Origin of the sequence: Janthinobacterium algoris (assembly GCF_051380935.1) — a bacterium.
In the GTDB taxonomy this organism is placed as follows: Bacteria; Pseudomonadota; Gammaproteobacteria; order Burkholderiales; family Burkholderiaceae_D; genus Janthinobacterium.
In genome coordinates this window covers 1-14,848 of sequence record NZ_JBNYXZ010000035.1, presented here as the reverse complement: position 1 = coordinate 14,848, position 14,848 = coordinate 1, and the positions used below count along the sequence as shown (strand labels likewise).

At 55.9% G+C, this 14,848-nt stretch carries 12 protein-coding genes and 1 tRNA gene; 1 reads left to right on the top strand and 12 read right to left on the bottom strand.

The window, feature by feature from the left end; all coding sequences use genetic code 11:
* Positions 1-104, top strand: a 104-nt coding sequence (locus tag ACQ4W7_RS28840) for a transposase (RefSeq protein ID WP_436535134.1), incomplete at its 5' end; no start/stop codon positions are given.
* A gap of 29 nt (positions 105-133) precedes the next feature.
* Here ACQ4W7_RS28840 and ACQ4W7_RS28835 read toward each other — a convergent pair.
* The 12 genes from ACQ4W7_RS28835 to ACQ4W7_RS28780 all read right to left on the bottom strand — a co-directional run.
* A complete protein-coding gene (locus ACQ4W7_RS28835) occupies positions 134-973 on the bottom strand; it encodes an HDOD domain-containing protein (RefSeq protein ID WP_426074969.1) in 840 nt (279 codons plus the stop codon).
* A gap of 76 nt (positions 974-1,049) precedes the next feature.
* Positions 1,050-1,892 carry an ArsR family transcriptional regulator gene (locus tag ACQ4W7_RS28830; protein WP_436535132.1) on the bottom strand — a complete coding sequence of 281 codons (843 nt, stop codon included), beginning with the start codon at positions 1,890-1,892 and terminating at the stop codon, positions 1,050-1,052.
* A gap of 368 nt (positions 1,893-2,260) precedes the next feature.
* Positions 2,261-6,502 carry a DNA-directed RNA polymerase subunit beta' gene (rpoC, locus tag ACQ4W7_RS28825; protein ID WP_426074940.1) on the bottom strand — a complete coding sequence of 1,414 codons (4,242 nt, stop codon included), beginning with the start codon at positions 6,500-6,502 and terminating at the stop codon, positions 2,261-2,263.
* A gap of 109 nt (positions 6,503-6,611) precedes the next feature.
* Positions 6,612-10,718, bottom strand: a complete 4,107-nt coding sequence (gene rpoB, locus ACQ4W7_RS28820; RefSeq protein WP_426074939.1) for a DNA-directed RNA polymerase subunit beta — start codon at positions 10,716-10,718, stop codon at positions 6,612-6,614.
* A gap of 244 nt (positions 10,719-10,962) precedes the next feature.
* Complete coding sequence (gene rplL, locus ACQ4W7_RS28815) at positions 10,963-11,334, bottom strand: 50S ribosomal protein L7/L12 (RefSeq protein WP_010394320.1); 372 nt, start codon at positions 11,332-11,334, stop codon at positions 10,963-10,965.
* 67 nt (positions 11,335-11,401) lie between these two features.
* Positions 11,402-11,941: a 50S ribosomal protein L10 gene (rplJ, locus tag ACQ4W7_RS28810; protein WP_436535129.1), complete on the bottom strand. Its 540-nt coding sequence runs from the start codon at positions 11,939-11,941 to the stop codon at positions 11,402-11,404.
* Between the two features lie 319 nt (positions 11,942-12,260).
* On the bottom strand, positions 12,261-12,956 hold the full coding sequence (gene rplA / locus ACQ4W7_RS28805) for a 50S ribosomal protein L1 (protein WP_426074938.1): 696 nt from the start codon (positions 12,954-12,956) through the stop codon (positions 12,261-12,263).
* Positions 12,956-13,390: a 50S ribosomal protein L11 gene (gene rplK / locus ACQ4W7_RS28800; protein ID WP_034753131.1), complete on the bottom strand. Its 435-nt coding sequence runs from the start codon at positions 13,388-13,390 to the stop codon at positions 12,956-12,958. Before rplK ends, rplA begins: the two co-directional genes overlap by 1 nt.
* 114 nt (positions 13,391-13,504) lie before the next feature.
* Positions 13,505-14,131, bottom strand: coding sequence for a transcription termination/antitermination protein NusG (gene nusG, locus ACQ4W7_RS28795; RefSeq protein WP_034753130.1), 627 nt, complete (start codon positions 14,129-14,131; stop codon positions 13,505-13,507).
* Positions 14,131-14,514 carry a preprotein translocase subunit SecE gene (secE, locus tag ACQ4W7_RS28790; protein ID WP_010394308.1) on the bottom strand — a complete coding sequence of 128 codons (384 nt, stop codon included), beginning with the start codon at positions 14,512-14,514 and terminating at the stop codon, positions 14,131-14,133. Before secE ends, nusG begins: the two co-directional genes overlap by 1 nt.
* Before the next feature lie 32 nt (positions 14,515-14,546).
* Positions 14,547-14,622, bottom strand: a tRNA-Trp gene (locus ACQ4W7_RS28785).
* A 66-nt stretch (positions 14,623-14,688) separates the two neighbouring features.
* Positions 14,689-14,848 (bottom strand): EF-Tu C-terminal domain-related protein (locus ACQ4W7_RS28780; protein ID WP_495542751.1); only part of this gene is annotated, 160 nt, incomplete at its 5' end.

Genomic DNA, 14,848 nt, shown 5'->3' with positions numbered 1-14,848 from the left:
TCAACAACCGCATCAAAGTTATCAAGCGGATGGCTTACGGTTTCCGGGACTCGGCATACTTCTTCCTCAAAATCAAGGATGCGTTCCCCGGCAAAGTGCGATGAACCTTTTTTTTCGCCGGTAGTGTTTTCAGCTATACCAGCAGCGCCGCACTCATCGACCGCACTTCTTCGGCAGATTCGGCCAGGATGCTTTGCAGGGTTTCGTTATCGATAATGAAATCGATGACGGAATCGGAGGGCGTGAGCATTTCCACGTACGTCACTTGCAACGGCGACGGCACGGGCGATAGTTGCTTGGCCAACAATAAGGTGTCGAGCAGGGAGTCGGGCGGGATCGACAGCAAGCCATCGCGCAAGCCCTCGATGGCGACACTCACGGTCAGCGGGATCAGCAGCTTCTTCATGACTTCGCGGGAAATGATTTCTTCGGCGGACTCCATCCAGTGATCCGCATCGTCGTCGAGCAGGCCAGGAAATTCATCGGCACGCGACAACAAATAAAAACCGCCCACCTCATGCACGATGCCGGCGAACAGCGCCGTATCGGCATCGACATGCGTCACGCGGCGGGCAAGCACATGCGCCAGCGCCGCCACGTGCGCCGTATGCTCCCACAGCTGTGTCGCCTTCTGGCGCAGGACGGGATCGATGATCTTGCTGCCGAACTGGCGCACCACCATGGCCGCCACCAGCGCATACAGATTGCGATAACCCATGCGCATGACGGCGGCGCGCACACTGGTCACGGGCGCCGCATCGCCGCGGCTGTACACGGCCGAGTTGGCCAGCGCGACCGTACGCGCCGCCAGCAAGGGTTCGGCCAATACCAGTTTGATCGCATGGTCGATATGGCAGTCAGGTTCGGCCAACGCCAATTGCAATTGCAGCGCAGAATTAACACTCGTGGGGAAAATTAATTCTCCGCGCACTGCCTGAGAAACAATTAAACCGAAAGCCTGTAGTTTATTCATCATACGATCAATCCGCCTCAGATATTTTTCTAGCCAATCACTTCATACATCAGAAATTGAATGCCAGGCCCGGCCTTTAGAATACAGATGGCGTGTCATTCGCTTGCAAGGAAGAATCTGGCAATGCCAGCGCATGCAATAGCGATTCATCGCCGATGACAAACAACTTCGGCTGCTGTAATACCTGCAGCAGAAATGGCTGGCCTTCACGCAGCCGCCGACGATAATCGGCCAGCGTATATAAGTTGGGATTGATTTTACGCCGCAAGGTTCGCTCGGCCGGGGCCAATCCCGTTAACAGATCGCCATAATTGGCTTCCTCACCCACCAGCAGCAAATCGATGGCGCTGCCAGGCATATCCTGTCCCTTCGCCGTGGCACCGGATACGAATGCCAGGTGCAGTTGGGCACGCAAGGGCGCCAGGGTCGCGCTGAGCACGCCGACGATGCCGAAGGTTTTCTGCACCAGTGCGCTCAACTCGGGATACACGAGGCTTTCCTTGTTGGGCCAGAAGCGCCGTACATTGCCGATCCGCTCCGAGGTGATCAGGCCGGATTCATGCAGGCGCCGCAGTTCCCGCTGCGCCGAAGCGCTGCCCAGCCCCGTCAAACGCATGATCTCGTTCAAATGAAAACCTTCATTCACACGGACAAAGAGCAAGCCCAGCAGTTTTTGCTGGGCTGGAGTAAACAGGGCTTGGGCAATCATGCGCCAAATCTTAGCATGAATAAACTGGAAACTGGCGTGGTGGAGGCAATAGTGCGTGACAGCACAACAACGCGGCGATGCGCCGTCACCGGCAATCGGGTGGGCCCATGCGCAGCAACATGGGGATGGCACAGCAATGGGTGACAAGGTCAGCAACCACATCGCTCTGTGAGCGCTCACTTCAGATACGCGGGCATGGCGGCCCGACATACCAAGCCGTGCCTGCGCCAGTCTGGCGCCAACCGCATCAGCGGGTTTAGTCCATCAATTCAGGCATGCCAGATGCAATAGTAACTCGGCCATATTTATTCAGAAGCCAAACAGGATAACTACCGGTAGATAGATTTTATTCACAATCTCAGCTATTAATAACAGTAGGACTTTCATTGCATCAGGCACTTTCCCTTTACCCATACTAGCCATATTTTAATACGTCATATAAATGGCGCTTTAACGACTATAAATGAGCCACCAGGATTTGCCGCGTACCACGCTATTCCTGCACATGTTTTATCTAATCGTGCAGGTATAAAAAAACGGCACCCGAAGGTGCCGTTCTTGTCAGCTGGCAGCGTAGATTACGCTTCGTCGCCGTGGTGTTGCTGGGTTTCGATATCTTGCAGCGCTTCGGCAGCTTCGCCAGCCATCGAGGCTTTCTCGGCCAGCAGCAGTGCTTGACGCTCTTCCACTTCCCACGCTTCTTTCTCTTTGCGTGCGCGGTGGAAGGCCAGACCCGTACCGCCAGGAATCAGGCGGCCGACGATGACGTTCTCTTTCAGGCCGCGCAGACCATCGCGCTTGCCCATGATTGCCGCTTCGGTCAGCACGCGGGTGGTTTCCTGGAACGATGCGGCCGAGATGAACGAATCGGTCGACAACGAAGCCTTGGTAATACCCAACAGAACGTTTTCGTAGGTCGCAGGAATTTTGTTTCCGGCTTCCATCAGGTCGTTCTGATCCAGCAGTTCCGAACGCTCTACCTGCTCGCCAACGATGTAGTTGGTGTCGCCGGCATTGACGATCTGTACGCGGCGCAGCATCTGACGCACGATCACTTCGATGTGCTTGTCATTGATCTTCACGCCTTGCAGACGGTACACGTCTTGCACTTCGTCAACGATGTAACGTGCCAGCGCTTCGATACCCAGCAGGCGCAGGATGTCTTGCGGATCGGCCGGGCCGTCCACGATCATCTCGCCCTTGTTCACGACTTGGCCGTCATGCACCAGCACTTGTTTGTCCTTGGTAATCAAGAACTCATGCTTGTTGCCGTCCATGTCCGTGATTTCCAGACGCTGCTTGCCCTTGGTTTCTTTACCGAACGCAACCGTACCCGTGACTTCCGCCAGCATACCGGCATCTTTCGGCGAGCGCGCTTCGAACAGTTCCGCAACGCGTGGCAGACCACCGGTAATATCGCGCGTTTTTTGCGATTCGGTAGGAATACGTGCCAGCACTTCACCCACCGATACCTGTTGACCGTCTTTCACCATGATCAGCGCGCCGACCTGGAAGCCGATCGCCACCGAGTGTTCGGTGCCGGCGATCTTGACTTCTTCGTTCGCGTCGTTGATCAGCTTGACTTGCGGACGCAGGGTCTTGGTCAGCGAACCGCGACGTTTCGCATCGATCGCCACCAGGGTGGACAGACCAGTCACTTCGTCGACCTGGCGGGCTACGGTGACGCCTTCTTCGACGTTCTCGAAACGCACTTGACCGGCGTATTCGGTAATGATCGGACGGGTCAGCGGATCCCACGTTGCCAGGGCCGTACCGGCCTTGATGACCATGCCGTCCTTGACGATCAGGGTCGCGCCGTACGGCACTTTATGACGCTCACGCTCACGGCCATGGTCGTCGGTGATCAGCACTTCGCCGGAACGGGAAATGACGATCTGCGAGCCCTTGCCGTTCGTCACGTAACGCATGGTTGCCGTGAAGCGGATGGTACCGTTCGACTTGGCTTCCACCGACGATGCCACTGCTGCACGCGATGCCGCACCACCAATGTGGAACGTACGCATGGTCAGCTGGGTACCAGGTTCACCAATCGACTGCGCTGCCACCACACCGACGGCTTCGCCGGCGTTGACCAGCATGCCGCGGCCCAGATCGCGGCCATAGCACTTGGCGCACAGGCCGAAGCGCGTGTCGCAAGTCAGTGGCGTACGCACCTTGACTTCATCGATGGACAGACGTTCGATCTCTTCGACCATGTCTTCGTCCAGCAACGAACCGGCTTCGTACAGCGTTTCCTGGGTTTCAGGATTGACGACATCGTGCACGGTAACGCGGCCCAGGATACGGTCGCGCAGCGCTTCGATGACTTCACCACCTTCGACCAGCGCCTTCATCAGCGCGCCGTTCATGGTGCCGCAATCGTCCTCAATGACGACCAGATCTTGCGTCACATCGACCAGACGACGCGTCAGGTAACCGGAGTTAGCCGTTTTCAGCGCCGTATCGGCCAGACCTTTACGCGCACCGTGGGTCGAAATGAAGTACTGCAAAACGTTCAGACCTTCGCGGAAGTTCGCGGTGATCGGCGTTTCGATAATCGAGCCATCCGGTTTCGCCATCAGACCACGCATACCGGCCAACTGACGAATCTGGGCTGCGGAACCGCGCGCGCCGGAGTCGGCCATCATGTAAATGGCGTTGAACGATTCTTGCGTCGACTTGGTGCCGTCGCGGCGGATCACGTCTTCGACTTTGAGCTGGTCCATCATGGCCTTGCCGACTTCATCCGAGGTTTTGCCCCAGATATCGACTACCTTGTTGTAACGCTCGCCGGCGGTCACGAGACCCGAGGCGTATTGCTGTTCGATCTGCTTGACTTCCGATTCGGCGGCCGCGATCAGCGTGACTTTTTGCGGCGGTACCAGCATGTCGTCGACGCAGATCGAGATACCGGCGCGTGTCGCCAGGCGGAAACCCGATTGCATCAGTTTGTCTGCGAACACCACGGTGGCGCGCAGGCCGCACTTGCGGAACGACGTGTTGATCAGCTTGGAAATTTCTTTCTTTTTCAGCGCGCGGTTCAGGACGGAGAACGGCAAGCCTTTAGGCAGAATTTCCGACAGGATCGCACGGCCGATCGTCGTTTCGTAACGCGTGACCGTTTTCTCGAATTCGCCCGTTTCGGCGTTTTTCGGGTATTCGGTAATACGCACGGTAACGCGGGTCGTCAGTTCGACTTCCTTGTTGTCGTAGGCGCGGATCACTTCCGAGACGTCAGGGAACATCATCCCTTCGTTCTTCGCATTGATCGCTTCGCGGGTCGCGTAGTACAGACCCAGCACGATATCCTGCGACGGCACGATCGACGGTTCGCCGTTCGATGGGAACAGGATGTTGTTCGATGCCAGCATCAGGGTGCGTGCTTCCATCTGCGCTTCGATCGACAGAGGAACGTGGACCGCCATTTGGTCACCGTCAAAGTCGGCATTGAATGCCGCGCAGACGAGTGGATGCAACTGGATGGCCTTGCCTTCAATCAGGACTGGCTCGAACGCCTGGATACCCAGACGGTGCAAGGTCGGTGCGCGGTTCAACATGATCGGATGTTCACGAATCACGTCTTCCAGGATGTCCCACACGACCGGCTCTTGAATCTCGACCAGCTTTTTAGCGGCCTTGATCGTGGTCGCCAGACCCATCAGTTCCAGTTTATTGAAAATGAAGGGTTTGAACAATTCCAGCGCCATCAGTTTCGGCAAGCCGCACTGATGCAACTTAAGCTGAGGGCCGACGACGATGACCGAACGACCGGAGTAATCGACGCGTTTGCCCAGCAAGTTTTGACGGAAACGGCCGCCCTTGCCCTTGATCATTTCAGCCAAGGACTTCAGCGGACGCTTGTTGGCGCCGGTCATCGCTTTGCCGCGACGGCCATTGTCCAGCAGCGAATCGACCGCTTCTTGCAGCATGCGCTTTTCGTTGCGCGTGATGATCTCTGGAGCGCGCAGCTCCATCAGGCGTTTCAGACGGTTGTTACGGTTGATGACGCGGCGATACAGATCGTTCAGATCCGAGGTCGCGAAACGGCCACCATCGAGCGGTACCAGCGGACGCAGTTCCGGCGGCAGCACTGGCAGCACTTCCATGATCATCCAGTCAGGCTTGATGCCCGAACGTTGGAACGCCTCTAACACCTTAAGGCGTTTGGCGTATTTCTTGATCTTGGCTTCGGATTTCGATTCCTTCAGTTCCACGCGCAGGGTTTCGGCATCGCGGTGGATGTCGATCGAGCGCAGCAGTTCACGGATACCTTCGGCGCCCATGAAGGCGGTGAAGTCGTCGCCGTACTCTTCGTACTTGGCGGCGTAGTCGTCTTCCGACATGATCTGGCACTTCTTCAGCGGGGTCATGCCTGGATCGGTCACGACGTATGCTTCAAAGTACAGCACGCGTTCGATGTCCCGCAGGGTCATGTCCAGGACCATGCCCAGACGCGACGGCAAGGACTTCAGGAACCAGATGTGCGCGGTCGGCGAAGCCAGCTCGATGTGGCCCATGCGCTCACGGCGCACTTTGGCCAGGGTGACTTCGACGCCGCACTTTTCGCAGATCACGCCGCGGTGTTTCAGGCGCTTGTACTTGCCGCACAAGCATTCATAATCCTTGATCGGGCCGAAGATCTTGGCGCAGAACAGGCCATCGCGCTCAGGCTTGAAGGTACGGTAGTTGATGGTTTCCGGCTTCTTGACTTCGCCGTAGGACCACGAACGGATTTTCTCAGGCGAAGCGAGACCGATCTTGATTGCATCGAAGGTCTCGTTGGTCTGTACTTGCTTGAATAGATCGAGCAGTGCTTTCATGTATCACTCCAGAGGTGATTAAATTTCTATATTCCTGAGACTACATTGCCCGGCATGGTTTCCCAGCCGGGCTTTGTGTTTCCCAAACCAAATGACAGGTGGCTGTCTTTTAGTTGCGTTCGAGGTCGATATCGATACCCAGCGAACGGATTTCCTTGACCAGCACGTTGAACGATTCAGGCATGCCGGCGTCGATCACGTGGTCACCTTTGACCAGGTTTTCGTACACTTTGGTACGGCCATTCACGTCATCGGACTTGACGGTCAACATCTCTTGCAAGACATACGACGCGCCATACGCTTCCAGTGCCCAGACTTCCATCTCACCGAAACGCTGACCACCGAACTGGGCTTTACCACCCAGCGGCTGCTGCGTTACCAGCGAGTAAGGACCGGTCGAACGCGCATGCATCTTGTCATCGACCAAGTGATGCAGTTTCAGCATGTGCATGACGCCGACAGTGACCTTGCGCTCGAACGCTTCACCGGTTCGACCGTCATACATGGTCACCTGGTTTTTCGAAGCGGTCATGCCCAGGTTCTTGGCGATGTCGTCCGGATACGCCAGGTCCAGCATGCGGCGGATCTCTTCTTCGTTCGCGCCGTCAAACACTGGCGTGGCGAATGGAACACCTTTTTTCAGGTTTTCGGCCAGTTTCATGATCTCTTCATCATCAAACTTGTCCAGATCTTCCGCGCGGCCGTTGTCGTTGTAGATCGTCGTCAGGTACTTGCGCACTTGTTCGACCTTGGTTTGCGCCTTCAGCATTTCGCCGATGCGGATACCCAGACCCTTGGCAGCCCAGCCCAAGTGAGTCTCGAGAATCTGACCAACGTTCATCCGCGAAGGAACGCCCAGCGGGTTCAGCACAACGTCGGCTGGCGTGCCGTCGGCCATGTATGGCATGTCTTCCACAGGAACAATACGCGAAACCACACCCTTGTTACCGTGGCGACCGGCCATCTTGTCGCCCGACTGCAGGCGGCGTTTCACGGCCAGGTACACCTTGACCATTTTTTGCACGCCTGGTTGCAGCTCATCGCCTTGCGTCAGTTTCTTGCGCTTCTCTTCGAAGGCCAGATCGAACTGGTGACGCTTCTCGTTGATCGATTCCTTGATCGCTTCCAGCGCTACCGCTGCATCGTCGTCCGCAGGGCGGATATCGAACCAGTGGTATTTGTCCAGATCGGCCAGGTAATCCTTGGTGATCTTGGCGCCTTTGGCCAGCTTTTTAGGGCCGCCGTTGACAACTTTGCCGATCAGCATTTTTTCCAGACGCTGGAAGGCATCGCCTTCAACGATACGCATCTGGTCATTCAAATCCAGACGGAAGCGTTTCAGTTCGTCATCGATAATTTGCTGGGCACGCTTGTCGCGCACGATGCCTTCACGGGTGAAGACTTGCACGTCGATCACGGTACCGATCATGCCCGAAGGCACGCGCAGCGACGTATCTTTTACGTCCGAAGCTTTTTCGCCGAAAATCGCGCGCAGCAGCTTCTCTTCCGGAGTCAGCTGGGTTTCGCCTTTAGGCGTCACTTTACCGACCAGGGTGTCGCCGGCTTGTACTTCAGCGCCGATGTAGACGATACCGGACTCATCCAGACGTGCCAGCTGATTTTCAGCCAGGTTCGAGATGTCGCGTGTAATTTCTTCCGCGCCCAGTTTCGTGTCACGCGCAACGACCGACAATTCTTCGATGTGAATCGAGGTGTAGCGGTCGTCCTTGACGACGTTTTCCGAGATCAGGATCGAATCTTCGAAGTTCAGACCATTCCATGGCATGAAGGCCACGGTCATGTTCTGGCCCAGCGCCAGTTCACCCAGGTCGGTCGATGCGCCATCGGCGATCACGTCGCGCTTGGCAACACGGTCGCCCACTTGCACGATAGGACGCTGGTTGATGTTGGTGTTCTGGTTCGAACGGGTGTACTTGATCAGGTTGTAGATGTCGACGCCCACTTCACCAGCGGTGGCTTCGTCATCATTGACGCGAATCACGACACGGCCCGCATCGATGTAATCGACGATACCGCCACGTAAGGCTTGCACGGTGGTGCCCGAGTCGACCGCAACGGTGCGTTCGATACCGGTACCGACCAGCGCTTTTTCAGGACGCAAGCAAGGCACAGCCTGGCGTTGCATGTTGGCGCCCATCAATGCACGGTTCGCATCATCGTGTTCGAGGAACGGAATCAGCGAGGCAGCAACGGAAACGATCTGGCCCGGCGCCACGTCCATGTACTGGATGCGCTCCGGGGAGACCAGAATGGTTTCGCCGGCTTCACGGGCCGAGACCAGTTCATCGGACAGCGTGCCTTCATCGCTGATGGTCGCATTCGCCTGAGCGATGATGTAGCGGCCTTCTTCGATGGCGGACAGGTAGTCGATCTGGTCGGTGATCTTGGAGCCTTCGACCTTGCGGTACGGGGTTTCCAGGAAGCCGTATTCATTCAGGCGGGCATACAGAGCCAGCGAGTTGATCAGACCAATGTTCGGACCTTCCGGTGTCTCGATCGGGCAGACGCGGCCGTAGTGGGTCGGATGCACGTCGCGCACTTCAAAGCCAGCACGTTCGCGTGTCAGACCGCCGGGTCCCAGAGCCGATACGCGGCGCTTGTGGGTAATTTCCGACAGAGGATTGGTTTGGTCCATAAACTGCGACAACTGGGACGAACCGAAGAACTCGCGAATCGCAGCCGAAATCGGCTTCGAGTTGATCAGGTCGTGCGGCATCAGGTTGTCCGCTTCGGCTTGGCCGAGGCGTTCCTTGACAGCGCGCTCAACACGCACCAGGCCGGCGCGGAATTGATTCTCGGCCAGTTCGCCCACGCAACGTACGCGACGGTTACCCAAGTGATCGATATCGTCGACTTCGCCGCGACCATTGCGCAGTTCCACCAGGATCTTGATCACGGCCAGCACGTCTTCGTTCGACAGGGTCATGGCGCCGGTCAGTTCATCGCGGCCAATGCGGCGATTGAACTTCATGCGGCCCACGGCCGACAAGTCGTAGCGGTCCGAGTTGTAGAACAGGCCATTGAACAGCGCTTCAACGGAATCTTCCGTTGGCGGTTCGCCTGGACGCATCATGCGGTAGATCGCCACTTTCGCAGCCATCTGGTCGGCGGTGTCGTCGATACGCAGGGTTTGCGAGATGTAGGCGCCTTGATCCAGGTCGTTGGTATACAAGGTCTGGATTTCGCTGATGCTGGCATCGCGCAAGCGGCCCAGCAAGTCTTCCGTCAGCTCATCGTTCGCGGAGGCAACGACTTCACCGGTGTCGCCATCGACGATGTTCTTCGCCAATACGCGGCCCAGCAGGTAGTCTTCCGGTACGGAAATGTGCTTGATGCCGGCAGCTTCGATATCACGCACGTGCTTGGCGTTGATACGCTTGTCTTTCAGCACCAGGGTCTTGCCCGACTTGTCGACGATGTCAAAGCGCGCCACTTCGCCGCGCAGACGTTCGGCGACGAATTCCATTTCCGCGCCTTCGGAGCGCAGGTTGAAATTGTCGAAGACAAAGAAATTGGCCAGGATTTGCTCATGCGACATGCCGATGGCTTTGAGCAGGATCGTCACTGGCATCTTGCGACGGCGGTCGACGCGGAAGAACAGGATGTCTTTCGGGTCGAACTCGAAGTCCAGCCACGAACCGCGGTAAGGAATGATACGCGCGGAGAACAACAGTTTGCCGGACGAGTGAGTCTTGCCGCGGTCGTGCTCGAAGAACACGCCAGGCGAACGGTGCAGCTGGGAAACGATAACCCGCTCCGTGCCGTTGATCACGAACGAACCGGTGGTCGTCATGAGCGGCAATTCGCCCATGTAGACTTCCTGCTCTTTCATTTCCTTGACGACAGGCTTGGTTGGTGATTCCTTGTCCAGGATCACCAGGCGCACTTTCGCGCGCAGCGGCGACGCGAACGTCAGGCCACGTTGTTGACATTCTTTGACGTCAAAGGCAGGATCGCCCAGAACGTACGACAAGAATTCGAGACGCGCAAAACCATTGTGCGAAACGATAGGGAAAATCGAAGTGAAAGCCGACTGCAGGCCATCATTCTTGCGGCCGGACGGTGCTATGTCCTCTTGCAAGAAGCTATGATAAGACTCGAGCTGGGTCGCCAGCAGGAACGGAACGTGGTGAACGTTGGCGCGCTTCGCGAATGATTTGCGAATGCGTTTCTTCTCAGTAAATGAGTAGTGCATGGACACTCCGTGAGTGACAGAAAGGATAGAAAATTCAGGTTTTGCAAGTGTTCGTTTGCACCGCTGCGTGTGACACAGACGAAACCTCAAGGCTCTGCTTTCCGGCTTGAATCGAATAAAAACTGCTGCTACAACTACATGACAAATACGATGCAGACGACAAAGGAGCCAAAGTCGGATTTCCCCCCTTGCGAGGGGAAACCTCAGACTTTGACTCGGGCGCTAACTGCCGCCGGTACAGATATTACTTGATCGAAGCGGTTGCGCCGGCTTCTACCAGTTTCTTCTGTGCTGCTTCAGCGTCAGCTTTCGACACTGCTTCTTTCACAGTTTTTGGTGCGCCATCGACCAGGTCTTTAGCTTCTTTCAAGCCCAGGCCGGTGATTTCGCGAACTGCTTTAATGACGCCAACTTTGTTTGCGCCGAAGCTGTCCAGGATGACGTTGAATTCGGTTTGTTCTTCAGCAGCTGCTGCTGGGCCTGCTGCAGGACCGGCCGAAGCCATTGCTGCTGCGGACACGCCGAATTTTTCTTCGAATGCTTTAACCAGGTCGTTCAGGTCCATTACGGACATGGCGCTAACTGCTTCCAGGATATCGTCTTTGCTAATTGCCATTTTGAAACTCCTAAATTTATTACGTTAGTTACATCAGATTGGTACTGAGAGAAAAAAGCGCGCGCAATTAAGCGGCTGCTGGGGCTTCTTCTGCTGCTGCTTCTGCAGGAGCTTCGGCGCCTTCGCCTTTTTTCGCTGCCAGGGCAGCCAGACCACGTGCAAAGCCCGAAACCGGAGCCAGCATAACGCCCAACAACTGCGAAATGAGAACTTCACGGCTAGGAATGCTCGCCAACGCGGTGACAGCAGCTGTATCCAGCGGCTTGCCTGCGTAGTTACCTGCTTTGATGACCAGTTTGTCGTTGATTTTAGCGAAGTCAGCGATGACTTTAGCTGCTGCAACGGCATCGGCCGAGATCGAGTAGATCAACGGGCCGGTCATGGCATCTGCCAGGCTGGCGAATGCGGTACCTTCAACGGAGCGACGAGCCAGAGTGTTTTTCAACACACGCAGGTACACGCCTTGGGCACGCGCTTTAGCACGCAGTTGCGTCAAGTGACCAACCTGGATGCCACGATATTCGGCCACGACGATCGTTTGCGCATTTGCTACTTGTGCGGAAACTTCGGCGACGACGGCCTTTTTGTCATTCAGATTGAGACTCACGGTCAACCTCCTTAAATGATGTTCGGCAATCACAACCGAGTGGTTGAGCGCCTTGCATCGGTTCGAACACGGCGTCCGAAGTCAAGAAGTACTAAACTGAGCGGATGAATTCACGCAGCATGAGGACTACAAAACTTGTTCGGGTACACCATCTGCGTTGGGCACTTGCCGTTGCCGGCAAGCCTATTAACCTTCTGCATGTGCAATCACAGTCGGCCCAACGGTCTTTGATTGTCTGCCTGCCTGGTGCGAACACCGGGCAGACAGCCCAAAGATGCGCCCGCAGCGCCCGAAGGCGCTACGGGACTTGATTCTTTACTTAAGCTGCCAGGCTAGCCTGATCAACACGGACGCCAGCGCCCATGGTCGACGACAGCGAAACTTTGCGCAGGTACACGCCTTTGCTCGATGCTGGCTTGGCTTTGTTCAGTGCGTCGATCAGTGCGACCAGATTCGATTTCAAATCTGCGTCAGCGAACGATTTACGGCCGATGGTAGCGTGGATGATACCGGATTTGTCGGTACGGTACTGAACTTGACCGGCTTTCGCGTTTTTCACGGCGGTAGCGACGTCAGCAGTAACAGTGCCAACTTTCGGGTTAGGCATCAGGCCGCGTGGGCCCAGGATCTGACCCAGGGTACCAACGATACGCATGGTATCTGGCGAAGCGATAACGATATCGAAAGGCATGTTACCGGCTTTGATCGATTCAGCCAGGTCTTCCATACCAACGATGTCGGCGCCAGCTGCTTTAGCAGCTTCTGCTTTTTCGCCCGACGCGAAGACAGCCACGCGTACGGTTTTGCCGGTACCAGCTGGCAGCACGACGGAGCCGCGCACCACTTGGTCGGATTTCTTAGGATCAACACCCAGTTGTACCGATACGTCGATCGATTCATTGAACTTGGCCGTTGCGCACTCTTTGATCAGAGCGACAGCGTTGTCGAAAGCGTACACTTTGGTACGGTCGACTTTGGCTTTCAAAGCCTTGATACGTTTGGATAACTTAGCCATTATACAACACCTTCCACCGTGATACCAATCGAACGAGCGGAACCAGCGATGGTGCGTACAGCAGCATCCATGTCGGCAGCGGTCAGATCAGGGGTTTTCAATTTAGCGATTTCTTCAGCTTGTGCGCGGGTCAGCGTACCGACTTTGTCGGTATGTGGCTTCGGCGAACCTTTGGTGATCGCAGCAGCTTTTTTGATCAGGTAGGTTGCTGGAGGTGTCTTCATCACGAACGTGAAGGACTTGTCCGCAAACGCGGTGATCACGACTGGAATCGGCATGCCTGGCTCCAGACCTTGGGTCTGTGCATTGAAGGCTTTGCAAAATTCCATGATGTTCAGACCACGTTGACCCAGAGCTGGACCGATTGGTGGGGATGGGTTTGCTTTACCAGCTGGTACTTGCAGCTTGATAAAACCAATGATTTTCTTTGCCATGATGGCTCCTATCTTGGATTGAGTAGTAGCGCCCCGCCGATCCTACCCTGGCGGGGCTCCTCTGACCGGATTTCGCTGAGACTGCCGCGACGCTCCTGGTGGCGCTGATACAACTTAAACTTTTTCGACCTGGCCGAATTCGAGTTCCACCGGAGTAGCGCGGCCAAAAATGGTAACCGAGACGCGCACTTTGGATTTCTCGTAATTGACTTCTTCGACATTGCCGTTGAAATCGGTGAACGGACCGTCTTTGATGCGCACCTGCTCGCCCACCTCGTACAAGGTTTTTGGACGGGGCTTCTCGACACCCTCTTGCATCTGCTTCATGATGCCGTCGATTTCGCGCGCGGAGATCGGCGTCGGCTTGTTCGACTTGCCACCAATAAAACCGGTAACCTTGCTGGTGTTTTTGACCAAGTGCCAGCTCTCGTCCGTCATTTCCATTTCAACCAGCACATAGCCAGGATAGAAACGACGTTCGGTGACGGACTTTACACCATTCTTGACTTCGACTACTTCTTCAATCGGCACCAGGATCTGGCCGAACTGATCTTGCATGCCCGCGCGCTCGATGCGCTCGGTCAGTGCGCGCATGACGCTTTTTTCCATGCCGGAATAAGCATGCACGACATACCAGCGCTTGCTGCTCACTGGCACGCTCAGCGCTGCACCAGTATCCGCTACCGGAGCGTCGCCCGGAACGGACTCATCCGCCGCTTCATCATGCACATTTTCGCTCATTATTTTTTCCAACCCAGAATTACGTCATACAACAAAAACTCGAGCAATTTATCCGTGCCCCACAGGAAAATCGCCATGACCAGCACAAAGGCAAACACGATCGCAGTAATCTGCGTGGCTTCTTTGCGGGTAGGCCAAACGACTTTCTTGGTTTCGCGCACAGCTTCTTTGGCGAAATTGAGAAATTCACGGCCGGTCGTCGAGACATACAAGAGCGCAACAGCAATAACCAAACCAGCCACAAGCGCGCTTGCACGCACCAGAGCTGGTTGGCCTGCCAGGTAATAAAACCCGACTACTCCTGCAATCGCAGCTACTATTGCCAGCGCGACTTTTATCTTGTCACTCGACGTGCTAACGGTTTGCACGGATTGATTTGACATTTTTCTACTTTCGGTGCCCTGCACCTTGACGGTGGCAGGGACGGAGGGCATCGAACCCCCAACCTTCGGTTTTGGAGACCGACGCTCTGCCAATTGAGCTACGTCCCTACGTAAAACTTTCGAGGAGTGCTATTCTACCACTCAGGACGCCCCGAGTGGTAGCATAACATTTCCTTATGCGAGGATTTTTGCAACCACGCCGGCGCCGACGGTACGGCCGCCTTCACGGATAGCGAAGCGCAGGCCTTCTTCCATCGCGATCGGGTTGATCAGCTTGACGGTGATCGACACGTTATCGCCTGGCATGACCATTTCTTTGTCTGCTGGCAACTCG